The 22,401-nt window shown below is 72.5% G+C and carries 23 protein-coding genes and 1 tRNA gene; 10 read left to right on the top strand and 14 right to left on the bottom strand.

Annotation, left to right across the window (positions count from 1 at the left end; translation table 11 throughout):
• Window positions 1–34: 34 nt before the first annotated feature.
• Window positions 35–538 (top strand): hypothetical protein, encoded by a 504-nt coding sequence (locus QIY60_RS23615; protein WP_283144212.1) that lies wholly within the window; start codon window positions 35–37, stop codon window positions 536–538.
• A gap of 63 nt (window positions 539–601) precedes the next feature.
• Here QIY60_RS23615 and mshC read toward each other — a convergent pair whose 3' ends face one another.
• The 4 genes from mshC to QIY60_RS23595 form a co-directional block, all read right to left on the bottom strand.
• Window positions 602–1,831: a cysteine--1-D-myo-inosityl 2-amino-2-deoxy-alpha-D-glucopyranoside ligase gene (gene mshC / locus QIY60_RS23610; protein ID WP_283144211.1), complete on the bottom strand. Its 1,230-nt coding sequence runs from the start codon at window positions 1,829–1,831 to the stop codon at window positions 602–604.
• A gap of 132 nt (window positions 1,832–1,963) precedes the next feature.
• Window positions 1,964–2,794 carry an SCO1664 family protein gene (locus QIY60_RS23605; protein ID WP_283144210.1) on the bottom strand — a complete coding sequence of 277 codons (831 nt, stop codon included), beginning with the start codon at window positions 2,792–2,794 and terminating at the stop codon, window positions 1,964–1,966.
• Window positions 2,758–3,348, bottom strand: coding sequence for a DUF3090 domain-containing protein (locus tag QIY60_RS23600; protein WP_101387529.1), 591 nt, complete (start codon window positions 3,346–3,348; stop codon window positions 2,758–2,760). Before QIY60_RS23600 ends, QIY60_RS23605 begins: the two co-directional genes overlap by 37 nt.
• 95 nt (window positions 3,349–3,443) lie before the next feature.
• Window positions 3,444–4,142, bottom strand: coding sequence for a histidine phosphatase family protein (locus tag QIY60_RS23595; protein ID WP_283144209.1), 699 nt, complete (start codon window positions 4,140–4,142; stop codon window positions 3,444–3,446).
• A 59-nt stretch (window positions 4,143–4,201) separates the two neighbouring features.
• On the opposite strand from QIY60_RS23595, the gene QIY60_RS23590 reads away from it, so the two are divergent.
• Window positions 4,202–5,218 (top strand): magnesium and cobalt transport protein CorA, encoded by a 1,017-nt coding sequence (locus QIY60_RS23590; protein WP_283144208.1) that lies wholly within the window; start codon window positions 4,202–4,204, stop codon window positions 5,216–5,218.
• Window positions 5,219–5,229: 11 nt separating this feature from the next.
• Here the strand turns inward: QIY60_RS23590 and QIY60_RS23585 are convergent, their stop codons facing one another.
• The gene (locus tag QIY60_RS23585; protein WP_283144207.1) at window positions 5,230–6,018 is read right to left on the bottom strand and encodes a ferritin-like domain-containing protein; all 789 of its coding nucleotides are present in this window, start codon (window positions 6,016–6,018) and stop codon (window positions 5,230–5,232) included.
• Between the two features lie 223 nt (window positions 6,019–6,241).
• The gene (locus QIY60_RS23580; RefSeq protein WP_283144206.1) at window positions 6,242–7,297 is read right to left on the bottom strand and encodes an LLM class F420-dependent oxidoreductase; all 1,056 of its coding nucleotides are present in this window, start codon (window positions 7,295–7,297) and stop codon (window positions 6,242–6,244) included.
• A 137-nt stretch (window positions 7,298–7,434) separates the two neighbouring features.
• Between QIY60_RS23580 and QIY60_RS23575 the strand changes: the two genes are divergently transcribed.
• Together QIY60_RS23575 and QIY60_RS23570 are read left to right on the top strand one after the other, a co-directional pair.
• Window positions 7,435–8,418: an aldo/keto reductase gene (locus QIY60_RS23575; RefSeq protein ID WP_283144205.1), complete on the top strand. Its 984-nt coding sequence runs from the start codon at window positions 7,435–7,437 to the stop codon at window positions 8,416–8,418.
• Between the two features lie 77 nt (window positions 8,419–8,495).
• Window positions 8,496–10,751: an ATP-dependent RecD-like DNA helicase gene (locus tag QIY60_RS23570; protein WP_283144204.1), complete on the top strand. Its 2,256-nt coding sequence runs from the start codon at window positions 8,496–8,498 to the stop codon at window positions 10,749–10,751.
• 140 nt (window positions 10,752–10,891) lie between these two features.
• Here the strand turns inward: QIY60_RS23570 and QIY60_RS23565 are convergent, their stop codons facing one another.
• Entirely contained in the window at window positions 10,892–11,557 is a 666-nt protein-coding gene (locus QIY60_RS23565; RefSeq protein WP_283144203.1) for a hypothetical protein, read from the bottom strand.
• A gap of 47 nt (window positions 11,558–11,604) precedes the next feature.
• Between QIY60_RS23565 and QIY60_RS23560 the strand changes: the two genes are divergently transcribed.
• Window positions 11,605–11,793, top strand: coding sequence for a DUF5703 family protein (locus QIY60_RS23560; RefSeq protein WP_101387537.1), 189 nt, complete (start codon window positions 11,605–11,607; stop codon window positions 11,791–11,793).
• A 92-nt stretch (window positions 11,794–11,885) separates the two neighbouring features.
• Here QIY60_RS23560 and QIY60_RS23555 read toward each other — a convergent pair whose 3' ends face one another.
• The 3 genes from QIY60_RS23555 to QIY60_RS23545 form a co-directional block, all read right to left on the bottom strand.
• Entirely contained in the window at window positions 11,886–12,689 is an 804-nt protein-coding gene (locus QIY60_RS23555; protein WP_283144202.1) for a chaplin family protein, read from the bottom strand.
• A 136-nt stretch (window positions 12,690–12,825) separates the two neighbouring features.
• Window positions 12,826–13,059: a chaplin ChpH gene (chpH, locus tag QIY60_RS23550; protein WP_283144201.1), complete on the bottom strand. Its 234-nt coding sequence runs from the start codon at window positions 13,057–13,059 to the stop codon at window positions 12,826–12,828.
• A gap of 202 nt (window positions 13,060–13,261) precedes the next feature.
• Window positions 13,262–14,587 carry a M20/M25/M40 family metallo-hydrolase gene (locus QIY60_RS23545; RefSeq protein ID WP_283144200.1) on the bottom strand — a complete coding sequence of 442 codons (1,326 nt, stop codon included), beginning with the start codon at window positions 14,585–14,587 and terminating at the stop codon, window positions 13,262–13,264.
• A gap of 192 nt (window positions 14,588–14,779) precedes the next feature.
• Between QIY60_RS23545 and QIY60_RS23540 the strand changes: the two genes are divergently transcribed.
• The 5 genes from QIY60_RS23540 to QIY60_RS23520 all read left to right on the top strand — a co-directional run bounded on the left by QIY60_RS23540 (window position 14,780) and on the right by QIY60_RS23520 (window position 18,034).
• Window positions 14,780–14,867: transfer RNA gene (locus QIY60_RS23540), tRNA-Leu, on the top strand.
• A 37-nt stretch (window positions 14,868–14,904) separates the two neighbouring features.
• Window positions 14,905–15,867 (top strand): pseudouridine synthase, encoded by a 963-nt coding sequence (locus QIY60_RS23535; RefSeq protein WP_283144199.1) that lies wholly within the window; start codon window positions 14,905–14,907, stop codon window positions 15,865–15,867.
• 69 nt (window positions 15,868–15,936) lie between these two features.
• Complete coding sequence (locus QIY60_RS23530) at window positions 15,937–16,884, top strand: aldo/keto reductase (protein WP_283144198.1); 948 nt, start codon at window positions 15,937–15,939, stop codon at window positions 16,882–16,884.
• Window positions 16,881–17,192, top strand: a complete 312-nt coding sequence (locus QIY60_RS23525) for an L-rhamnose mutarotase (RefSeq protein ID WP_283144197.1) — start codon at window positions 16,881–16,883, stop codon at window positions 17,190–17,192. Before QIY60_RS23530 ends, QIY60_RS23525 begins: the two co-directional genes overlap by 4 nt.
• The gene (locus tag QIY60_RS23520; protein ID WP_283144196.1) at window positions 17,189–18,034 is read left to right on the top strand and encodes an amidohydrolase family protein; all 846 of its coding nucleotides are present in this window, start codon (window positions 17,189–17,191) and stop codon (window positions 18,032–18,034) included. Before QIY60_RS23525 ends, QIY60_RS23520 begins: the two co-directional genes overlap by 4 nt.
• Here QIY60_RS23520 and QIY60_RS23515 read toward each other — a convergent pair.
• From QIY60_RS23515 to QIY60_RS23500, 4 genes are all read right to left on the bottom strand, one after another.
• Window positions 18,018–18,647 carry an MBL fold metallo-hydrolase gene (locus QIY60_RS23515; protein ID WP_283144195.1) on the bottom strand — a complete coding sequence of 210 codons (630 nt, stop codon included), beginning with the start codon at window positions 18,645–18,647 and terminating at the stop codon, window positions 18,018–18,020. The genes QIY60_RS23520 and QIY60_RS23515 overlap by 17 nt on opposite strands.
• Window positions 18,647–19,732, bottom strand: coding sequence for an S-(hydroxymethyl)mycothiol dehydrogenase (locus tag QIY60_RS23510; RefSeq protein WP_283144194.1), 1,086 nt, complete (start codon window positions 19,730–19,732; stop codon window positions 18,647–18,649). Before QIY60_RS23510 ends, QIY60_RS23515 begins: the two co-directional genes overlap by 1 nt.
• 146 nt (window positions 19,733–19,878) lie before the next feature.
• Window positions 19,879–21,327, bottom strand: a complete 1,449-nt coding sequence (locus QIY60_RS23505) for an amino acid permease (protein WP_283144193.1) — start codon at window positions 21,325–21,327, stop codon at window positions 19,879–19,881.
• 209 nt (window positions 21,328–21,536) lie between these two features.
• Window positions 21,537–22,238, bottom strand: a complete 702-nt coding sequence (locus QIY60_RS23500; protein ID WP_283144192.1) for a FadR/GntR family transcriptional regulator — start codon at window positions 22,236–22,238, stop codon at window positions 21,537–21,539.
• Between the last annotated feature and the right edge of the window lie 163 nt (window positions 22,239–22,401).

Genomic DNA, 22,401 nt, shown 5'->3' with positions numbered 1-22,401 from the left:
ACCCACGCATCGACACAGGGAAGGTGACACCCGTATGAGCACCACCCCGCAGATGAGTCAGCAGCAGTACGGTCAACCCCAGTACGGCCAGCCGCAGTCCGGCCAGCAACCGGGCTTCCCGCAGCAGCAGGGGTCCCCGCAGGGCCAGCAGCAGGGCCCGAACACCTCGCCGCCGCAGATCCAGCAGCAGCTCCAGCAGCTCGGCCAGCAGCAGCCCTTCCAGCAGCTGCTCCAGCAGATGGGGCAGCAGATGGGCGGCATGCAGCAGACCGAGCAGCCGCTCGTGCTGCCGAGCGCGATCGAGGCGGCCTCGGTGACCAGCGGCATCGCCACCAAGTTCTGGGACGTGGTGACCCCGCTGCCCGGCCAGCCGTCGATCCTGTACCTGTTCATCAACAACAACTGGCACCCGCTCGCGAACCCGACCCCGGTCACGCATGACGCGGTCCAGCAGGCGTTCGCGTACGGCCAGCAGGTCATCGGGTTCTTCGACACCAAGACGGGCGCGATCCAGGCCGTCGTGGTGAACCGGCAGTAGCACCGGACGTACACGCAAAGGCGCCGGGTGGGCAGTGCCCACCCGGCGCCGCGCTCTGCGCTCTTAGAGGGCCACGCCGAGCAGCGCGTCGACGGCGCGCGAGACCACGCCGGGCGCGCCCTCGTCCGTACCGCCCTCGGACTGCTGGAGAGCGGCCCACCGGTCCACGGCCAGGAGCGCCGTCGGGGCGTCCAGGTCGTGGGAGAGGGCGTCGCGGATCTCCTCGACCAGCGCGTCCGCGGACGGCCCGTCGGGGCGGGAGACGGCCGCGCGCCAGCGGTCGAGCCGCTCCACGGCGTCCTGGAGGACCTGGTCGGTCCACTCCCAGTCGGCCCGGTAGTGGTGCGAGAGCAGCGCGAGCCGGATCGCCGCCGGGTCGACGCCGTCGCGGCGCAGCTTGGAGACGAAGACCAGGTTGCCCCGGGACTTCGACATCTTCTCGCCGTGCAGCGCGACCATGCCGGCGTGGACGTACGCCTTGGCCATCGGGAACTCGCCGGTGAGCACCTGGGCGTGCGAGGCGCCCATCTCGTGGTGCGGGAAGGCGAGGTCGGAGCCGCCGCCCTGCACGTCGAAGCCCATGCCGAGGTGGTCCAGGGCGATGGCGACGCACTCGATGTGCCAGCCCGGCCGGCCGCGGCCCAGGCTCGCGCCGTCCCAGCTCGGCTCGCCCTCGCGGGCGGCCATCCAGAGCATCGGGTCGAGCGGGTTCTTCTTGCCGGGGCGCTCGGGGTCACCGCCGCGCTCGGCGGAGAGCCGTCGCATGGCCTCGGCGTCGAGGTTGGAGACCTGCCCGAAGTGGGCGTCGCTCTCCACGGAGAAGTAGATGTCCCCGTCGAGTTCGTAGGCGGCGCCCGCGTCCCGCAGCCGCTCGACGAGCGGCACGATGCCGGGTATCGCCTCGACGGCTCCGATGTAGTGCTTCGGGGGAAGCATCCGCAGGGCGGTCATGTCCTCGCGGAAGAGCGCGGTCTCGCGCTCGGCGAGCGCGGTCCAGTCGTGCCCGTCGCGGATGGCCCGCTCCAGGAGCGGATCGTCGACGTCGGTGACGTTCTGGACGTAGTGGACCTGCCGCTTGGTGTCGAGCCACACGCGCTGAACGAGGTCGAACGCGTTGTAGGTCGCCGCGTGACCCATGTGGGTCGCGTCGTACGGGGTGATGCCGCAGACGTAGATACGGGCGACGGGACCGGGGTCGAGGGTGACAAGACCACCGGTCGCGGTGTCGTGGATCCGGAGGTCGCGGCCCTTGCCGGGCAGGGCGGGGACCTCAGAAGCGGGCCAGGCATGCATGTCATGAGCGTAACCGGATGCACGCTCCATATTCGAACCGGATGTGCGCTCTTGGCCGAATACGCGGTCTTGCGCGAACCCGGCCCTCCGTGCATGGATCCCGCTTGTCCCGTTACGTCACCGGTGCCGCCGCTACACCGGCGGCCAGGGAATCGGCGGCCACTCGCCCGACGGGCTGCGGTGCACCCCGTCCGACAGGAGGCCCGCCACCCGGCCCCGGAGCGCGTCGAGCTCGGCCGCGGTGATCAGCTCCGCCAGTCGGGTGGCCAGCGGCTCGCCGGGGGCCAGCGCGGCCGCGAGACCGGTCAGCGCCGCCACCGCCTCCTCGGTCAGCGGCTCGCCCGCCCACCCCCACAGCAGCGTGCGCAGCTTGTCGTCGACGTTGAAGGTGACCCCGTGGTCGATGCCGTAGAGGCGGCCGCCCTCGGTGGGCAGCAGATGGCCGCCCTTGCGGTCGCCGTTGTTGATCACGGCGTCGAGCACGGCGAGCCGCCGCAGCCGCTCGTCGTCGGCGTGCACCAGGAGCGCCGTGCGGCCCTCCCCCACGTCCGCGAGCCCGACCGCCTTCCAGCCCTCGCCGGGCTCCTCGCCGTCGACGAGCGCGAGCAGTCCGCCCTCTTCGGGGTCGCCCGCCGACTGTTCGATCCACAGCTGGACCATGCCCTCGCCGTACGGCCCGTCGCGCAGCACGGTCGGCGGCACCAGGTCCCAGCCGAGGGCCGCGCCGACCTCGTACGCGGCGACCTCGCGCTGGGCGAGCGTGCCGTCCGGGAAGTCCCACAGCGGGCGCTCCCCGGCCACCGGCTTGTAGACGCAGTGGGCGCTTTCGCCCTCGTACGCGACGGAGCAGTACAGCACCGCGTTGGACGCCTCGCGGATCCGGCCGCGCACGGTGAGCTCGCCCTTGGTGAGCAGTTCCACCGCCGTCAGGCTCCCCGTCGGTATCCGTTCTGGCGCGGGCATACGTGTCCTTCCGGGTCGAGCGGCAGGCTGCACAGCGGGCACGGCGGGCGGCCGGCGTTGACCACGTCCAGGGCGCGCTTGGCGAAGGCGCGGGCCTGGGCGCCGGTGAGGCGCACCCGCAGCATCGGCGGGCCGTTCTCGTCGTCCTGGAGCAGCCGCTCCTCGGCCTCCGCGAGGTCCTCCTCGGAGTCGGCGTCGAGCTCGACCAGGGCCTGCGCCTCGATGACCATGCGCTGCTCCTCGCCGTCCCAGGCGAGCGCCATGGTGCCGACGCGGAACTCCTCCTCCACGGGGGAGTCGAGCGGCGCGGTGTCGGTGACGTCGGCGGGAGCGACGGCCGGGACGGGCGCGTTGCCCCCGGTGCGCCGCACGACCTCGTCCAGAAGCTCGTCGATCCGCTCGGCGAGGGCTGCGACCTGGGTCTTCTCCAGGGCGACGCTGGTGGTACGGCTGCCCGCGGACGCCTGGAGGAAGAACGTACGGCGTCCGGGCAGCCCGACCGTACCGGCCACGAAGCGGTCCGGCGGATCGTAGAAGAACACCTGACGGGACACGTCCTGGTCTCCCTATGTCGGATTGAGCGGTGGGTGCGGGCCCGCCGGGGCGGAGCTCGGTGTTTTCGGCCCGCCCACCCTACTGCGCCCGGCGATCACGGTGCTCCCGCGCCACCCCCTACTACGGCCCGGCCGTCGTAGGGGGTGCCCTCCTTGGCCGGCCGGGGCGCCAGCGAGCCGAAGTCCCCGGTCTCCCCCAGGCGCATCAGGAACGGGCGCAGCCGGGTGTAGCGGATCGCGGTCAGGGAACACGGTTCCACCGAGATCCGCTGGAAGAGGTCCAGATGCATTCCGAGGGCGTCGGCGACGATCGACTTGATGATGTCCCCGTGCGAGCACATGACGAACACGGCGTCCGGGCCGTGTTCGGCCTCCACGCGCGCGTCCCACTCGCGCACCGCCTCGACGGCGCGCCGCTGCATGGCCGGCATCGACTCGCCGCCGGGGAAGGCCGCGGCCGACGGGTGCTGCTGCACCACCTCCATCAGCGGGTCCTCGGAGAGCTCGGCGAGCTTGCGGCCCGACCAGTCGCCGTAGTCGCACTCGCTGATGCGCTCGTCGGTGTGGAGCGCGAGCCCGGGTCGCGCGTCGAGCAGGGGTTGCAGGGTCTCCCGGCAGCGCTCCAGCGGGCTGGAGACGGCGGCGGCGATCGGCATTCCGTCGAGCCGGGCGGGCAGCGCGGCGGCCTGGGCGGCGCCGCGCTCGTCGAGCAGCACACCGGGTGTGCGCCCGGCCAGCACGCCCGAGGTGTTGGCGGTGGAGCGTCCGTGACGTACGAGGATCAGCGTGGCCATGTCCGCCAGCGTAGGCCGAGCGGCGCGAGCGGGTGCGGCCGGGACGGGTTCGCGGAAGAATGCGCGCCGTGATCGTCGACTGCGCCATCTACCGGGACGGCCGCCGCACCGAGGGCCCGCCGGACTACTCCGATGCGCTGGAGGAGGCCCGGGCGGCCGGGGACGCGTTCGTGTGGCTGGGTATGTACGAGCCCACCGAGGACGAGTTCGACCTGGTCAGCAGCGAGTTCGGGCTGCACGCGCTGGCGGTCGAGGACGCCCTGACGGCCCATCAGCGGCCCAAGCTGGAGGTGTACGACGACTCGCTGTTCGTGGTGCTCAAGCCGGTGACGTACGAGCCCGAGAGCGACACCGTCAGCACCGGCGAGCTGATGCTGTTCATCGGCGACTCGTTCGTGGTGACGGTCCGGCACGGCGAGGGCTCGCCGCTGCACGACGTGCGCATGCGTCTGGAGGCCGAGCCGGAGCTGCTGCGGCACGGCCCGACGACCGTCCTGTACGCGGTGAGCGACGCCGTCGTCGACCACTACACGGAGGTGGCCGCGGAGCTCCAGACGGACCTGGAGGAGCTGGAGGCGGAGGTCTTCGCGCCGGTCGGCCGCGAGGGCAAGGGCCGCGCCCCGGGCAGCGGGGGCACGGTCGCGTCCCGGATCTACACCTTCAAGCGGCAGGTCCTGGAGTTCCGCCGGGCGAGCGGCCCGCTGGCGGAGCCGATGCAGCGGCTCTCCGGGGCCGGGGTGCCGTTCGTGCACGACAAGGCGCAGCCGTTCTTCCGCGATGTGAGCGACCACCTCATCCGCGCCAACGAAGGCGTGGAGGGCCTGGACCGGCTGCTCTCCGACATCCTCTCCGCCCATCTCGCGCAGATGGGCGTGCGGCAGAACGACGACATGCGGAAGATCTCCGCGTGGGCGGCGATGGCCGCGGTGCCGACGATGGTCGCGGGGATCTACGGCATGAACTTCGAGCACATGCCGGAGCTGAAGTACGTCTGGGCGTATCCGGCGGTCCTGGCGCTGATGGCGACGCTCGAAGTGGTGCTGTACCGCACGTTCAAACGCCGCGGCTGGCTCTAAAGGCCCGGTGGTTACGCGTACTCGGGCGCGGGGGCGGCCGGTCCGCCCAGCGCGTCGCGGCGCTCGGGCATCGACAGGCTGACCATCCGCTGCCAGCCGCCGGCCCGTTCGAACGCGTACATGCCGTGGATCCCGGCCGTCAGCGCCGCCGACTTGGCCTTCGGCCAGCCGAGGATGCGGCCCATGTGCGCCACCACGGCGAGGCTGACGTCCCGGTAGACGCGGATCTCGGCGAGCGCGCACTCGCGCAGCACGCGCTGGATGGTGCGGCCGTGCCCGGCGTACGCCAGGCGCAGCAGCTCCTCGTGGCAGTACGCGAGGTGGTTGTCCTCGTCGTTGCTGATCATGCGGATCGCCCGGCCGACCTCGGGGTGGTCCCCGAAGTACCTGACCAGCATCACCATCTGGTCGGCGGCCCGCTGCTCGGTGACCCGGCTGTGCGAGAGGTAGGTGACGATGTCCTGCTCGGTGAGCGGCCGCTGCGCGCGCAGCCGTTCGTGGGCGAGCCCGATGCCGTGCCGCTCCAGGAGCATCGTGTAGTCGGTCTCCGCCGGCACCGGGACCGGGGTGAGGCCGCGCTTCTTGAGCAGCGCGTTGAAGATGCGCCCGTGCTTGTCCTCGTCGGCGCCGTGCCGGGCGATCTTGGGGGCGAGCTCCTGCTGCTCCGGCGGGACGAGCGCGGAGATGCGGCCGTTCTCCCAGCCGCCCTGGGTCTCGCCGCTGGCCGCGATCGAGCAGAAGAGCCGGAACGACTCGTCGTTGTCGAGGATCTCCTGGAACAGGCTCTTGGCCGAAAGCATCGCCGTACCTCCGCATGACTCCCGTACAGACATCTGCAAAGAGCAAGTCAAGTGCGAAGGACAGAACGGGGCAACAGGGGTGCCTCTCGGCTGGGCCGAACGAAGGAACGCACGGGGGCGCGTCCGCCCGTAACCCACCCGGCGCACGCGCGTTGTTCGGGATGACGGCCGTGGCGGGGAAGACCCCCGAGCCCCCACCACGGCCGCGGACTTCCCGTTGCGCTTACGCCAGACCGGCGTGCTCCAGCGCCTCGGTGCCCGCCCGCAGCGCCGCCACCCGCTCGTCGAGCGTGAAGCCGGCCGGGGCGAGGGTGAGGGTGGTGACCCCGGCGGCGGCGTAGGCCCGCATCCGGTCGGCGATGCGCTCCACCGAGCCGAGCAGCGTGGTGGAGTCGATCAGCTGGTGCGGAATGGCGGCGGCCGCGCCCGCCTTGTCGCCGGACAGGTACTTCTCCTGGATCTCGGCGGCCTCCTTCTCGTACCCCATGCGCCGCGCGAGCTGGTTGTAGAAGTTCTGCTTGAAGCTGCCCATGCCGCCGACGTAGAGCGCGGTGTACGGGCGGAACATGTCGGCCAGCGCGTGGACGTCCTTGTCCTCGCCGAGCGCCAGCGGCAGCGTCGGGCAGATGTCGAAGCCCTCCAGGGTCTTGCCCGCCTTCTCCCGGCCCGCCCGGATGTGGCGGATCGCGGTGTCCTCCAGGTGCTCGGCGGAGGGGAAGATCAGCAGCGCGCCGTCGGCGATCTCGCCGGTCTGCTCCAGGTTCTTGGGGCCGATCGCGGCGATGTAGAGCGGGATGTGCTCGCGCTCGGGGTGGACGGTGAGCTTGAGGGCCTTGCCGGGGCCGTCGGGCAGCGGCAGCGTCCAGTGCTCGCCCTCGTACGAGAGCCGCTCGCGGGTCATCGCCCGGCGGACGATCTCGACGTACTCGCGGGTGCGGGCCAGCGGCTTGTCGAACTTGACGCCGTACCAGCCCTCGGAGACCTGCGGGCCCGAGACGCCGAGGCCGAGGCGGAAGCGGCCGCCGGAGAGCGAGTCGAGGGTGGCGGCGGTCATCGCCGTCATCGCGGGCTGGCGGGCCGGGATCTGGAGGATCGCGGAGCCGACGTCGATGCGCTCGGTCTGGGCGGCGACCCAGGCCAGGACGGTGGGCGCGTCCGAGCCGTAGGCCTCGGCGGCCCAGCAGACGTCGTAGCCGAGCCGGTCGGCCTCCTGGGCGACGGCGAGGTTGTCGCCGTCCATTCCGGCGCCCCAGTAGCCGAGGTTGATCCCGAGCCGCATGGCGGTCCCCTTACTGATCAGTAACGTCCCTGTTCCGGGGACTCTAGCGCGCGGGCGGGCGGGGCGGCAGGGCTGTGGAAGCCGAGTTGTCCACAGGCCCTCACCGCTCGGCGCCGTGGCCAGTAATCTCAGCGCCCATGGAGCAGAGGCACCTGGGCCGTACGGGCCTGCGCGTATCCCGGATCGGGCTCGGCACCCTCACCTGGGGCCGGGACACCGACGAGCACGACGCCGCCGATCTGTTGAAGGCGTTCTGGGAGGCCGGCGGCACGCTGGTCGACACGGCGGACGTGTACGGGGGCGGGGACGCCGAATATCTGCTCGGGCAGCTGGTGGAGCGGCTGGTGCCGCGCCGCGATCTGGTCATCGCGACCAAGGCGGGCAGCGTGCCCGACCCGGACCGGCGCTTCGACGGCTCGCGCGGCCATCTGCTCGCCGCGCTCGACGCGTCGCTGGAACGTCTCGGCACGGACTACGTGGACATCTGGCAGGTCCACGCCTTCGATCCGCAAACCCCGCTCGACGAGACGCTCCAGGCCCTGGACATCGCGGTGAGCAGCGGCCGCGTGCGGTACGCGGGCGTGTCCAACTTCTGCGGCTGGCAGCTCGCGAAGGCCGCGACCTGGCAGCTGGGCGCGCCGGGCGTGCGGACTCGCCTCGCCAGTACGCAGATGGAGTACTCGCTGCTCCAGCGCGGTGTGGAGCGGGAGGTGCTGCCGGCCGCGCTCGACCTCGGGATCGGGCTGCTGCCGTCCTCGCCGCTGGGGCGCGGGGTGCTGACGGGGAAGTACCGCAACGGCACCCCGGCGGACTCGCGCGGGGCCTCCGAGGCGCTGGCGCCGTTCGTCGCGCCGTATCTGGACGAGGCGGCGAGCCGGATCGTCGACGCGGTGACGATAGCCGCGGACGGCCTCGCGGCGACGCCGCTGCACGTCGCGCTCGCGTGGGTGCGGGACCGGCCCGGAGTGGCCGCGCCGATCGTCGGCGCGCGCAACGCGCAGCAGCTCACGGCGGCATTGTCAGTGGAGGCGCTTAGTCTTCCAGACGAGATCTGCCGGGCGCTGGACGATGTGTCGGCGCCCGTGCACCGCTATCCCGATCAGGACTGGAGCACCTTGTGACCGCGCTTCCCCCGGGGACGGCCCCCGGAACCCCGGCCGATGGCGCCGAAGGCGCCGACGAAGCCGGTGTGCCCGTAGTGGCCGAGGCAACCGTCGCGGCTGACGGCGCCGCCGACACGCCCGAGGGCGCGGACGAGGTTGACGAGGTTACGGAGGGCCCGGCTCCGGCGGCCGAGGACACGGCCGAGGCGGGCCCCGCGGTCCCGGGCGCCGACGGCACGGACCAGGTTACGGAGGGCTCGGCTCCGGAAGGCGACGGCCCGGCCGAGGGCGACACCGCTCCGAGCGCCGACGCCGCCGCGACCGGTGACGGCGCCGCCGAGTTGTCCGAGGCTCAGGCCGAGCTCGCCGCTCAGCGGGAGTTGCGGGCGCGGATCGAGGCGCGGAAGGCCGAGAAGGAGGGGCCCGTCGCGGCCGGGACCAAGCTCAGCGGGCAGGCCGCCGATCTGCTCGCGGCCGTCCGGGCGGTCGAGAGCGGCGAGAAGCCGGGGGCGTCGTTCTTCGCCTCCGCCCCGGCCCCCCGCCGCCCCGCCCCGGCCCCGGCCTCCCCCGCGCCCGTCCGGACGCAGGTGCCGCGGCCCGCGCGCGTGGCCGCCGGGCCGGAGGCGCTGGCCGCGGTGCGGGCCGTGCTGAGCGACGGCGGCGCGCCGGACTCGCTGGCCCCGCAGGTCACGGACGCCCTGGGCGAGCAGGCGGCCGACGTCCTGCGGACCGACCCCTGGCAGCTGCTCGCCGTGCCCGGGGTCCGCCCCGAGCAGGCCGACGGCTTCGCCCGGGCGCTGCTCGGCGCGGAGTGCGGCCCGGACGACCCGCGCCGGGCGGCCGCGCTGGTCGCCTGGACCCTGGAGCGCGCGTCGGTCCAGGGCCACACCGCGCTGCCGATCGCGGCGGTGAAGGCGGCGCTGGCCGAGCGTTCGGTGCCGGACGTGGACGAAGCCGTACGGCACGCGGTCAGCGAGGGCGTGGTGCTGCTCTTCGAGGACGGGGTCGCCGCGCTGGACGCCGAGCCGGACAACGACGAAGAGACCACCCCGGAGGACGAGGCCGCCCCCGTCGAGGTGCTGCTCGGCCTCGACCGGTACGCGCTGGCGGAGGAGAGCCTCGCCGACGGTCTGGCCCGGCTCGCCAACGCCCCGGTGAAGGACGACGGTTCGGACTGGGAGGCGGCCGCCGCGGCCGCCCCCTCGCCGTCCGCCGCCGAGCTGATCAGGGCGGTGGCGGCCAACGGCCTGGTCACCCACTCCGGCGGCGAGGCCGCCCGCGCCGAGTCCGCCGCCGTGGTCAACGCCGCACACGGCCTCGGCCTGCGGGCGGCCGCCGCCGCGCACACCCGGGACGGCCGGCGCCGGCTCGCCGGGGCGGTGGGGGCCGAGCGCGCCTTCACCGTGGCCGCGCTGCTCTCCGGGACCGAGGGTCCCGGCCGGGACGAGGACGGGGCGCTCGCCCTGGACGTGCTGGTCGTGCAGGACGCCCCGCAGCTCGACGTGGAGGGCGCGGCGATGCTCGTCGAGTCCCTGCCGGACGGCTGCCGCCTGGTGCTCGGCGGGGATCCGGAGGTGCTGGGTTCGGCGGGCGCGGGCCGGGTGTTCGCCGATGTGGCGGCGGCCCGGGCGGTCCCGCACGTGGCGTCGCGCACCCCGGACCCCGGCCCGCTCGGCGAGCTGGTCTCGGGGATCGGCGCCGGTGAGCTCGGCCAGGTCGCGGCGCCCGGCAAGGAGATCGTGATCGTTCCGGTGCGGGACGCGGGCGAGGCGGTGCACCGCTGCGTCCAGCTGGTCGCGGACTCGGTGCCGCGCGCGATCGGGGTGCCGGCCGAGCAGACCCAGGTGATCACGGTCGGCCACGGCGGCTCGGCGGGGACCCGGGCGCTCAACGCGGCCCTGAAGCAGCGGCTCAACCCGGGCCCCGGCCGGTTCGCGGGCTTCGACCCGGGCGACCGCGTGGCGTACGCGGAGGCGCCCGGGCGCACCTCGCTGGGCGTGGTCGGCTCGGCGGGCCCGGACGGGCTGCACCTCGACTGCGGCGGTGAGCCCCTCGTCGTACCGAAGGAGCGGGTCGAGTCGGCGCTGCGGCACGGCTGGGCGCTGACCGCCCACCAGGCGGCCGGCATGCGCTGGCCGGCGGTCGTGGCGGTGCTGCCCGGGGACGCGGCGCAGGGGCTCAGCCGGTCGTGGGTCTACACGGCGTTCGGCCGCGCCGAGCGTCATCTGTCCGTGGTCCACGGCGTGGACCAGGCGCTCCCGCGCGCGGTGGCCGAGGTGCCCGCCCCGGCGCGTACGACCCGGCTCACGCCCCTTCTGCAGGCCCTGCTGCGGACGCCCGAGGCGGAGTAGCCCCGGGGCCCGCCCGGCCGCGATACGCGACAGCCTCCGTGCCCGTACGGGACACGGAGGCTGTCGGCAAGGCGCAGAACACCGAAGGTGTCAGAACCCCGGAGGCGTCACGACACCCGGAGGAGTCACGACGCCCGGAGTCACGACGCCCCGGGCAGGTCGTCCTCGTCCTCCAGCTCGTCCTCGTCGAAGACCGCGCTGACGTCGAACCGGCACACCACCCGCTGCGGATCCGCGTGGTCGAACGGCGTGCTCAGCCACTCCCCCGGCTCCGGCAGCTCGTCCGCCGCCGACACCCACAGCGTGGAGTCGCCCTCCTCCAGGCCGAACTCCTTGTGCCGGGAGGCGATCTCGTCCGGTTCGTACTCCCCGAAGAGCACCCCGAGCGCCGCGTGCACGCTCGTGCCGACCACGGCGGCCGCCCGGTCGGCCTCGGCCGAGTCGTCGGCCTCCGGGTCCAGGTCCGCGATCCGCTGGGCCTGGGCGAGCAGCCGCTGGGGCTCCACCACCGCGTAGTCGCGGCGGATCAGCACGCTCAGCGCGTTCGGCTCCTCCGGGCCCGTGTAGGGCGGCAGGGAGTCGTCGGCGCCCGGGATCTCGAAGGGGGTGACCTCGTCGTACCGGTCGTAGAGCCGCTCGTCGTACGCCTCGGCAGCGGCCGCCAGGGCGTTGAACGCGTCGTACACGGCCGGATCGTCGTCCCCGGTGCGGCGTTCCACCGCCTCCAGGTGGCGGTCCAGCGCGGCTTTGACCGCGTCGGCGGCGGCACGTACCTCGGCAGCGGAGGGCTGCGCAGCATCAGACATAGTGCAGACGCTATCCGTACAGGGGCTCTGCCCGCACAATAGATGCGATGCCGGAATACGAATTTGTCGACGTGTATGTGCCTCGCGGGGTTTCCCGCAAGGACACCACACGCCTGCTGACCGACCACGCCGAGTACGGACACTGGGAGTTGGAGCGACTGAGCCTGCTGCGTGACGGCAGCCGCAGGGTGCGGCTGCGCAGGCGGATCATCCGCCAGCTGCGCGCCACGTGGTGACGGACATCGGGTGACGGAAACGGATCGGGCCCCGCGACCGCGGGGCCCGATCCGTTCTGTCTCAATACTGCCGCTCCGGTACGCGGCTCCGGTTACGCGCCGGAGCGGGCGCGGCGGTAGAGCGTGGCTCCGGCGAGCAGCAGGCCCGCGCCGGCCGGGAGGGCGAGGCCCACCGCGTCCGACCCGGTGTGCGCCAGCGCGCCGGCGGCCTGCGGGGCCGTCACGGTCTGGGTGCCCGGGGTGTGCGGGGTGGCGGGGCTCGCCGGGGTGTGCGGGTGCTGGCCGGGCTTGGTCCGGTGGATCGGCTTGACCGAGTCACCGGGCTTGCCCGGGTGGTGCGGGGTGCCGGGGTGGTGGGTGCCCGGGTGCTCGCCCTCGCACGGCTCACCGGGCTTGCCGGGGTGGTCCGGCTTTCCCGGGTGGCCGGGCTTGCCGGGGTGGTGCGGGGTGCCGGGGTGGTGGCCGCCGCCGGACACATTGGCGCAGTCGTTGCCGAAGACCGGGTTGAGGGCTCCGATCACGGTGACGCCGTTGCCGCAGGCGTTGACCGGCACGTCGATCGGCGCCTGGACGCTGTTGCCGGAGCCGACGCCGGGCGAGTCGCTCGCGTGGCCGTGGGCCGTGGCACCGCCTCCGCCTCCGTGGTGCGAACCGCCCTTGTTGGCACAGGTGTTGCCGATCGCCGGGTTGAGCAGCCCGATGACGTTGACGGTGTTGCCGCACGCGTTGACCGGGATGTGGATCGGCGCCTGGACCGCGTTGCCGGACAGGACGCCCGGGGAGTCGGTCGCGGAGCCGTTCGCCTTCGAGTCGGCGTGTGCGTAGCCGCTGCCCATGGCGATGACGCCGGTGGCGGCGGCCATGGTGATCAGGCCTTTTCTGGTGACCTGTCGCATAGGTTGTTCCCTGCCTTCTACCTACCGGATGCTCCCGGACACCGTTGCGCCCGGGAGTGTGTGCCTGGCGGCCCCGGAGTGCATGGCGCGCACTCCGGGGCCGCCGGGCTAGACCCTCACGGGTTCAGGCACGACGTCACTTGTTGATGCAGGTGTTGCCGAAGGCGGGGTTCAGCAGCCCGATCACCGAGATCGTGTTGCCGCAGACGTTCACGGGGATGTGAATGGGCGCCTGGACGACGTTGCCCGACAGGACACCCGGGGAGTGCACGGCGGCACCCTGAGCACCGGCGTCGGCGACGGCGAGGCCCGCACCCGCGAGAACCAGGCCACCAGTGGCAGCCGCAGCAGCGACGACCTTCTTGATCATTACTTCCTCCTTGTTGGCAAAGGTGCGGTCCCAGCCGCGGACCGCACACCCTGTAACGACGGGGAAGTTATGGGGCTACGAGCTTATGAACGCATTCACTCTTTTCAGTCAAATACGCACGCCTGGGCGATTGTTGGGCGTTTCGTTTCATCAGATGGGCCGTTGAGAGGTCCGCGGGCACGGTGCCCGCGGACCTCCCCGGTCAGGACGCGTCGATGAACCGGTCGAGGACCCGCACGCCGAACTTCAGACCGTCCACCGGCACCCGCTCGTCCACGCCGTGGAACATCCCGGCGAAGTCCAGCTCCGGCGGCAGCTTCAGCGGCGCGAAGCCGAAGCAGCGGATCCCGAGGTCCGCGAACGACTTGGCGTCGGTGCCCGCCGAGAGCATGTACGGCACGGCGCGCGCGATCGGGTCCTCGGCCACCAGGGCCGTCTGCATGGCGTCGACGAGCGCCCCGTCGAAGGTGGTCTCCAGCGCCTTGTCCGCGTGCACGTCCTCGCGCTTGACCCGGGGCCCCAGGATCCGGTCGAGGTCCGCGAGGAACTCCTCCTCGTACCCCGGCAGGAAGCGGCCGTCGACGTGCGCGGTCGCCTGTCCGGGAATCACGTTGACCTTGTAGCCGGCGCCCAGCTGGGTCGGGTTGGCGGTGTTCTGGAGGGAGGCGCCGATGAGCTTGGCGATGCCGCCGAGCTTGGCCAGCGTCGCGTCCATGTCCTCCGGGTCGAGCTCGGTGCCCAGGGCGTCGCCGAGCTCGTCGAGGAAGTGCCGCAGCGTCTTGGTGACGCGCACCGGGAACTTGTGCCGGCCGAGCCGTCCGACCGCCTCGGAGAGCTCGGTGATGGCGTTGTCCTTGTGGATCATCGAACCGTGCCCGGCGCTGCCGTCCACGGTCAGCTTCATCCAGTGCATGCCCTTCTGGGCGGTCTCCACGAGGTAGAGCCGCAGGTTCTCGTTGACGGTGAACGAGAAGCCGCCGACCTCGCTGATCGCCTCCGTCACGCCCTCGAAGAGGTCGGGGTGCTTGTCGACGAGGTAGCGGGCCCCGTAGGTGCCGCCCGCCTCCTCGTCGGCGAGGAAGGCCAGCACGATGTCGCGCGGGGGCTTGCGGCCGCTGCGCAGCCGGTCCCGTACGACCGCGAGGGTCATCGCGTCCATGTCCTTCATGTCGACCGCGCCGCGCCCCCAGACGCAGCCGTCCGCGATCTCGCCCGAGAACGGGTGGTGCGTCCAGTCGTCGGCGTTGGCCGGGACCACGTCGGTGTGGCCGTGGATGAGCAGCGCGGGCCGCGACGGGTCCTCGCCCTGGATCCGGGCCACGGTGGAGGCCCGCCCGGTGTGCGACTCGAAGATCTTCGGTTCGAGCCCCACCTCCGCGAGCTTCTCGGCCACGTACTCGGCCGCCGCCCGCTCGCCCGGACCGGAGTGGTCCCCGTAGTTGCTGGTGTCCATCCTGATCAGATCGCGACAGAGGTCGACGACCTCGTCCTCGCCGGTCACGCCCCGCGCCGCCTTCGACTCGCTCACGCTGCTTCCTCCCGCTGCCGCTGCCGCTTCATTGAGTCCACCTCATCCTCCCCCCGCGCCCCCCGCCCGCCCAAGGGCGGCTTCCCGTCGACATACGACGTTCACGCAGGCCACGGGGGTGATCGAGCACCCCCAGATGTTTGCTATTGTTTTCCACGTCGGAACGGGCACGGCCCGCGAGACAGACACCTTGTCCGGGTGGCGGAATGGCAGACGCGCTAGCTTGAGGTGCTAGTGCCCTTTATCGGGCGTGGGGGTTCAAGTCCCCCCTCGGACACCACTTGAAAACCCCAGCTGAGCTGGGGTTTTCTTGTTTTGTGAGACGTAGATCCAAGATCCCGGCCGCCCCGCTCCCCCAGCGCGACGGCATCGACCCGGTGCGGGTGCGGCTGCCCGCCGACCCGGACGGGGTGTGGGGGACGGTCCGGGAGCATCTGGTCGAGCGGTTCGGCGGGGCGATCGGGGCCGGGCGCGTCGAGGCGATGGTGCGCGGCGGGCGGTTCCTGACCGCCGACGGGCCCGTGGACGACAAGCTGGCGTACCGGCCGGGGATGTACGTCTGGTTCCACCGGGACTTCGCCCCCGAGGTGCCCGTGCCGTTCGGGATCGGCATCGTCCACCGCGACGAGCGGATCGTGATCGCGGACAAGCCGCACTTCCTGGCCACCACGCCCCGGGGCCGGCACATCACCGAGACCGCCGTCGCCCGGCTGCGGCGCGAGCTCGCCCTGCCCGCGCTCCAGCCCGCGCACCGACTCGACCGGCTGACCGCCGGTCTCGCCCTGTTCGTCGTGCGGCCCGAGGACCGGGGCGCGTACCAGAACCTGTTCGCCGGGCGGCGGGTGCGCAAGGAGTACGAGGCCATCGCCCCGTACGACGCGGGCGTGGCGCTGCCGGTGACCGTGCGCAGCCGGATCGTCAAGGAGCGCGGGGTGATCGCCGCGCGCGAGGAGGCGGGCGAGCCGAACGCCGATAGCCGGATCGAGCTGGTCGGGCGCCGGGGCGGGCTCGGCCGCTACCGGCTGCTTCCGGCGACCGGGCGCACCCATCAGCTGCGGGTCCATATGAACGGCCTCGGGCTGCCGATCCTCAACGACCCGGTGTATCCGGTGGTCGCCGAGGAGCCCGATCCGGACGACTTCACGCGTCCTCTGCAACTGCTCGCGAAGGTGCTGGAGTTCACGGATCCGGTGGACGGCCGGGAGCGGAGGTTCGAGAGCGGGCTGCGGCTGGCCGCCTGGCCGCGAGCCGAGGCCGAGGGCGATTCATCGGATCAATAGCGGCTTCCCGGACGGAAATTGGGGTCTCGGGGGTGCCTTGAGCCTCTATACATCTGATAAATATGCGGCATGCGCCTCACCGAGTTGGGCGGCAGCGGCTGCCTCGTCAGCGCGCTGTCCTTCGGGGCGGCGGGGCTCGGCAACCTCCTGGGCGAGGTCGACGACGCCACCGCGCGGGACGCGGTCGACGCCGCCTGGGACGCGGGCGTCCGGTATTTCGACACCGCGCCGCACTACGGCCTCGGCCTCTCCGAGCGCCGGATCGGCGTGGCGCTGCGGGACCGCCCCCGCGAGGCGTACACCGTGTCCACCAAGGTCGGCCGCGTCCTGGAGCCGCTGGCCGGGCCGGTCGGTGACGATCTCGCCGAGGGGTTCGCCGTGCCCGCCACCCACCGCCGCCGCTGGGACTTCAGCGCGGACGGGGTGCGGCGGAGCATCGAGGACAGCCTCGGGCGGCTCGGCCTGGACCGGGTCGACGTCGTGCTCCTGCACGACCCCGACGACCACGCCGAACAGGCCCTGGACGAGGCCTATCCGGCCCTTGAGCGGCTGCGCGCGGAAGGCGTCGTACGGGCCATAGGGGCCGGGATGAACCAGGCGGGGCCGCTGGCCCGGTTCGTACGGGAGACGGACGTGGACGCGGTGCTGTGCGCCGGGCGGTACTCGCTGCTCGACCAGCGGGCGGCGGACGAACTGCTGCCGGAGGCGGCCGCGCGCGGCAAGAGCGTGGTCGTAGGCGGGGTCTTCAACTCGGGGCTGCTCGCCGATCCCCGGCCGGGCGCCCCCTACGACTACGCGGCCGCGCCCCCGGCCCTCCTGGAGCGGGCGCTGCGGATCAAGGCGGTCTGCGAGCGCCACGGCGTCCCGCTGCGGGCCGCCGCGCTCGCCTTCCCGCTGCGGCACCCGGCGGTGGCGAGCGTACTGGTGGGGGCGCGCTCGGCGGCCGAGGTCCGGGACGCGGCCGAGCAGTTCGGGCGGCCGGTGCCGCAGGCGCTGTGGGAGGAGCTGGGCGTATGAGAGTCGCACTGCACACCAGGGTCCGGGGCGACCGGATCGAGGCGTACGAGGCCGCGCACCGGGAGGTCCCGGCGGAGCTGACGGCGGCGATCCGGGCCGCCGGGGTCACCGGGTGGACGATCTGGCGCAGCGGCACCGAGCTGTTCCATGTGATCGAGTGCGCCGACTACGGGCGGCTGCTCGCCGAGTTGGAGCGGCTGCCGGTCAACGTCGCCTGGCAGGCGCGGATGGCCGAGCTGCTCGACGTCGTCCACGACTACTCCGGCGCGGGCGCGGACGCCGGGCTGCCGGTGGTGTGGGAGTTGTGAGGGTCGTCGACGCCCACCACCACGTGTGGGACCTCGCCGTCCGCGACCAGGAGTGGATCGCCGGGCCCGGGCTCGCCCCGCTGCGGCGCACCTTCACCCTCGACGATCTGCGGGCGCAGGCCGCCGGGGTGGCGGCCACCGTGCTCGTGCAGACCGTGACCGTGGCCGAGGAGACCCCGGAGTTCCTGGCGCTCGCCGAGGACGACCCTCTCGTACGCGGTGTGGTCGGCTGGACCGATCTCACCGCGCCCGGGGTCGCCGACGAGCTGGCCCGGCTGCGCGAACTGCCGGGCGGGGAGCGCCTTGTGGGGATCCGCCACCAGGTGCAGGGCGAACGCGACCCCGAGTGGCTGCTGCGGCCGGACGCGGCCCGGGGTCTTGCGGCGGTCGCGGACGCGGGGCTCGCGTACGACCTGGTGGTCCTCCCCCACCAGCTGCCCGCCTGCGTACGGGCCGCCCGGCTCCACCCCGGCCTCACCTTCGTCCTCGACCACCTGGGCAAGCCGCCGATCGCCTCGGGCGGAACCGAACCCTGGGGGTCGGCGGTCCGCGCGCTCGCCGCGCTGCCGAACACCGTCTGCAAGTTGTCGGGCCTGGTCACCGAGGCGGGCGCGCGTTGGAGCACGGCCGGTCTGCGGCCGTACGCGGACACGGTTCTGGAGGCGTTCGGACCCGGGCGGCTGATGTACGGCTCGGACTGGCCGGTGTGTCTGCTCGCCGCCTCGTACGGCGAGGTCCTGGACGCGGCACGGGCGCTGACCGAGGACCTGGGCCCGCACGAGCGGGCCCAGGTCTTCGGCGGTACGGCGGACCGCGTCTACGGGCTCAGTGGCCGCGCTTGATCCACTCGTCCAGCTGGGGTGCCTCGGCGCCGATCGTGGTGGAGTCGCCGTGGCCGGTCCGTACCACCGTCTCGGGCGGCAGGGTGAGCAGCCGCTCGCGGATCGAGTCGAGAATCGTCGGGAAGTGCGAGAAGGACCGGCCGGTCGCGCCCGGGCCTCCGGCGAACAGGGTGTCGCCGGTGAACACCGTGCCCAGCTCGGGGGCGTACAGGCACACCGCGCCCGGGGCGTGGCCCGGGGTGTGCAGCACGGTCAGCGCGGTGCCCGCGACCGTGACGGCCTGCCCGTCGGCCAGTTCGCCGTCGGGGGCGCGGTCCGGGTGGGTGAGCTTCCACAGCGGCAGGTCGTCGGGGTGCAGGAGCACCGGTGCCCCGGTGGCCTCCGCGAGCTCCGGGGCGGCGTCGATGTGGTCGTTGTGGGCGTGGGTGCAGACGATCGCGCGCAGGGTGCGACCGCCGAGCGCGGCCAGGATCGCCTGGGCGTCGTGGGCGGCGTCGACGACCACCGCCTCCTCGTCGTCGCCGACGATCCAGACGTTGTTGTCGACGTCCCAGACGCCGCCGTCCAGCGCGAAGGTGCCCGAGGTGACCAGGTGCTCGATGCGGGCGGCCATCAGAACGCCACCACCGAGCGCAGCACGTCGCCCTCGTGCATGCGCGCGAAGGCCTTCTCGACCTCGTCGAGCGCGATGGTCTCGGTGACGAAGGCGGCGAGGTCGATCCGGCCCTGCTGGTGCAGGTCGATCAGCATCGGGAAGTCCCGGGAGGGCAGGCAGTCGCCGTACCAGGAGGACTTGAGCGCGCCGCCGCGGCCGAAGACGTCGATCAGCGGCAGCTCCAGCTTCATGTCCGGGGTGGGCACGCCGACCAGGACCACGGTTCCGGCCAGGTCGCGGGCGTAGAACGCCTGCTGGTAGGTCTCGGGGCGGCCGACCGCCTCGATGACCACGTCGGCGCCGAAGCCGCCGGTCAGGGCGCGGACGGCTTCGACGGCGTCCTCGGTGCGCGAGTTGACGGTGTGGGTGGCGCCCATGGTCTTCGCGGTGGCCAGCTTGCGGTCGTCGATGTCCACGGCGACGATCTTCGCCGCGCCCGCCAGCCGGGCGCCCACGATCGCCGCGTCCCCGACGCCGCCGCAGCCGATGACGGCGACGGAGTCGCCGCGGCCGACGTTGCCGGTGTTGAGGGCGGCGCCGATGCCCGCCATGACGCCGCAGCCGAGGAGCCCCGCGACGGCCGGGGAGACCGACGGGTCGACCTTGGTGCACTGCCCGGCCGCGACCAGCGTCTTCTCGGCGAAGGCGCCGATGCCGAGCGCGGGCGACAGCTCGGTGCCGTCCAGCAGGGTCATCTTCTGCTTCGCGTTGTGGGTGTTGAAGCAGTACTGGGGGCGGCCGCGCAGACAGGAGCGGCACTGGCCGCACACCGCGCGCCAGTTGAGGATCACGAAGTCGCCGGGCGCCACGTCGGTCACCCCGGCGCCGACCGACTCGACCACACCGGCGGCCTCGTGGCCGAGCAGGAAGGGGAAGTCGTCGTTGATCCCGCCCTGCTTGTAGTGCAGGTCGGTGTGGCAGACGCCGCACGCCTGGACCTTCACCACGGCCTCGCCGGGCCCCGGGTCCGGCACCACGATCGTCTCCACCCGTACGGGCTCGTCCTTCCCCGGCGCGATGACCCCTCGGACCTGCTGCGGCATGCGTGAACTTCCTCTCTGGCACCGCCGGTACGCGCGGACGCGTACGGGCGGAAATGTGTACGGGCCCGACCTCCGCACGTTACCCGCCCCATGCCGAAGGGCGGCACCCCGCGCCGGGATGCCGCCCTTCTCGTACGTACGCGGTGCTACTTGGCCGCGATCTCCGCGACCCGCTTGCGGACCAGGTACCAGCCGCCGACCAGCATGCCCAGGATCACGGGCAGGCAGTAGACGGTGGTGCGGCCGACGCCGCCGCCGTACCACATTAGGTACAGCACGGTGGCGAGGAAGACCAGCGTCACGATCTGGGTGTACGGGGCCCAGGGCAGCCGGTAGGACGGGCGGGTGAGCAGGCCCTCCTGGGAGCGGCGCCAGAACAGCAGCGAGCAGATCATGATCATCGCCCAGGTGCCGAGGATGCCGATGGAGGCGAAGTTCAGCACGATCTCGAAGGCGTCGTCGGGCATCAGCTTGTTCAGGGCGACACCGGCGGCGCCGAACGCGGCGGTCAGCAGCACACCGCCGTAGGGCACCTGGCCCTTGTTCATCCGGGCCGTGAACTTGGGCGCGGAGCCGGCGACGGCCATCGAGCGCAGGATGCGGCCGGTGGAGTACAGGCCCGAGTTGAGGCTGGAGAGCGCGGCGGTCAGGACCACCAGGTTCATCACGCCGGCCGCGCCCGGCACGCCGAGCTTGTCGAGGACGGTGACGAAGGGGCTCTCGTCGCCCGAGTACGCGGTGTACGGCAGGATCAGCGCGAGCAGGACGACCGAGCCGACGTAGAAGATGCCGACGCGCCACATGATCGAGTTGATCGCCTTGGGCAGGATCTTCTGCGGGTTCTCGGTCTCGCCCGCCGCGACACCGCAGAGCTCGACCGAGGCGTACGCGAAGACGACGCCCTGGACGACCAGGAGCATCGGCAGCATGCCCATCGGGAAGATGCCGCCGTGGTCGGTGATGTTGGCCAGGCCCGGGGTGTTGCCGTCGACGCTGTGCTGGGTGGCGACGAGGTAGATGCCCACCGCCATGAAGGCGACCAGGGCGGCGACCTTGACGATCGCGAACCAGAACTCCATCTCGCCGAAGTACTTCACCGAGATCAGGTTGGCGGTGAGGACCACGGCCAGGGCGATCAGGGCGAGGATCCACTGCGGGACGTCGCTGAACATGGCCCAGAAGTGGGCGTAGGTGGCGGCGGCCGTGATGTCGGCCACGGCGGTGGTCGACCAGTTCAGGAAGTACAGCCAGCCGGCCGTGTAGGCGCCCTTCTCGCCCATGAACTCACGGGCGTAGGAGACGAAGGCGCCGGAGGAGGGCCGGTAGAGCACGAGCTCGCCGAGGGCCCGGACGACGAAGAACGCGAAGACGCCGCAGACCGCGTAGGCGATCGCGAGCGAGGGGCCCGCGCCCGCCATCCGGCCGCCGGCGCCGAGGAACAGGCCGGTGCCTATCGCGCCGCCGATGGCGATCATGTTGATGTGGCGGGACTTGAGGTCCTTGCTGTAACCGGCGTCACCGGCGTCGATGTGGGGGGTGCCCTGCGCCGGCGCGGACGCCGACGTCTCGGCCGCAGGCATGGTGCGGTCACTCATGTAGCTGTATCGCCTTCGTGAGGGGTCATGCGGTCGTGCGATACCGGGCTGTGCCGGTGCCGTCCCGGCGGTGGCCGGTGATGCGGGTGAGCTCTGGGGTCACCGCGGCGTGGCTGATTCGGGACATGGTCGCGGCTCGACGGGGCATTTGGCAGTGGCCAATGTCACGTACGAGCAGATCTGTGATGAATCTGAGGTAAATCTGAGCTTTACGGGGCGAGTACGTCCAATTCCTTGAGGGCGCCGACGGCGATCTCGCGGGTGAGTCTCTCCGCCCGTTCCGCGTCCCGCTCCCGGACCGCCTCGGCCACCTGGACGTGCAGGGTGACGGCCGCGGGATCGGGGTCCTCGAACATCACCTGGTGATGGGTTCTGCCGGTCAGGACCTCGGCGACGACATCACCGAGTCTCGCGAACATCTCGTTGCCGGAGGCGTTCAGGACGATCCGGTGGAAGGCGACGTCGTGGACGAGGTAGCCCTCCAGCTGGCGTCCGCGCGAGGTGGCGACCATGCCGAGCGCCTGCTCGGTGAGTGCGGCGCACTGCTCGGGGGTGGCGTGGTGGGCGGCGAGCCCGGCGGCGACCGGCTCGACGGCCGAGCGCAGCACGGTCAGTGAGCGCAGCTGGCGCGGCCGGTCGGATCCGGCCAGCCGCCAGCGGATGACCTGGGGGTCGTACACGTTCCACTGCTCGGTGGCCCGGACCGTCACCCCGACCCGGCGCCGGGACTCGACCAGCTGCATGGACTCCAGGACCCGGATCGCCTCGCGGATCACGGTGCGCGAGACGTCGAAGCGCTGGGCGAGCTCGTCGCCGCGCAGCACGCTGCCGGGCGGGTATTCGCCTGCGGTGATCGCGCGGCCGAGGGTGTCGAGCACCTGCGCGTGCAGTCCCTGGGCCTGTGTGGTCATGGGCAAAGCGTACGGGGCGGTGCGGACCGGGCAGGACGGGCGCGCGGGCCGCTGGTCGAAAAAGTATTACTTATTTATCACGAGGTCTTGAATACGTCGCACCTTTTGGGTTTCAGTAGCGCGACGGACGGATGGCCGGAAACGACCCCCGCCCGGAACACAT

This window comes from Streptomyces sp. BPTC-684, from assembly GCF_030028635.1.
Classification (GTDB): domain Bacteria; phylum Actinomycetota; class Actinomycetes; order Streptomycetales; family Streptomycetaceae; genus Streptomyces; species Streptomyces noboritoensis.
This window is presented reverse-complemented; position numbering and strand designations above follow the sequence as displayed.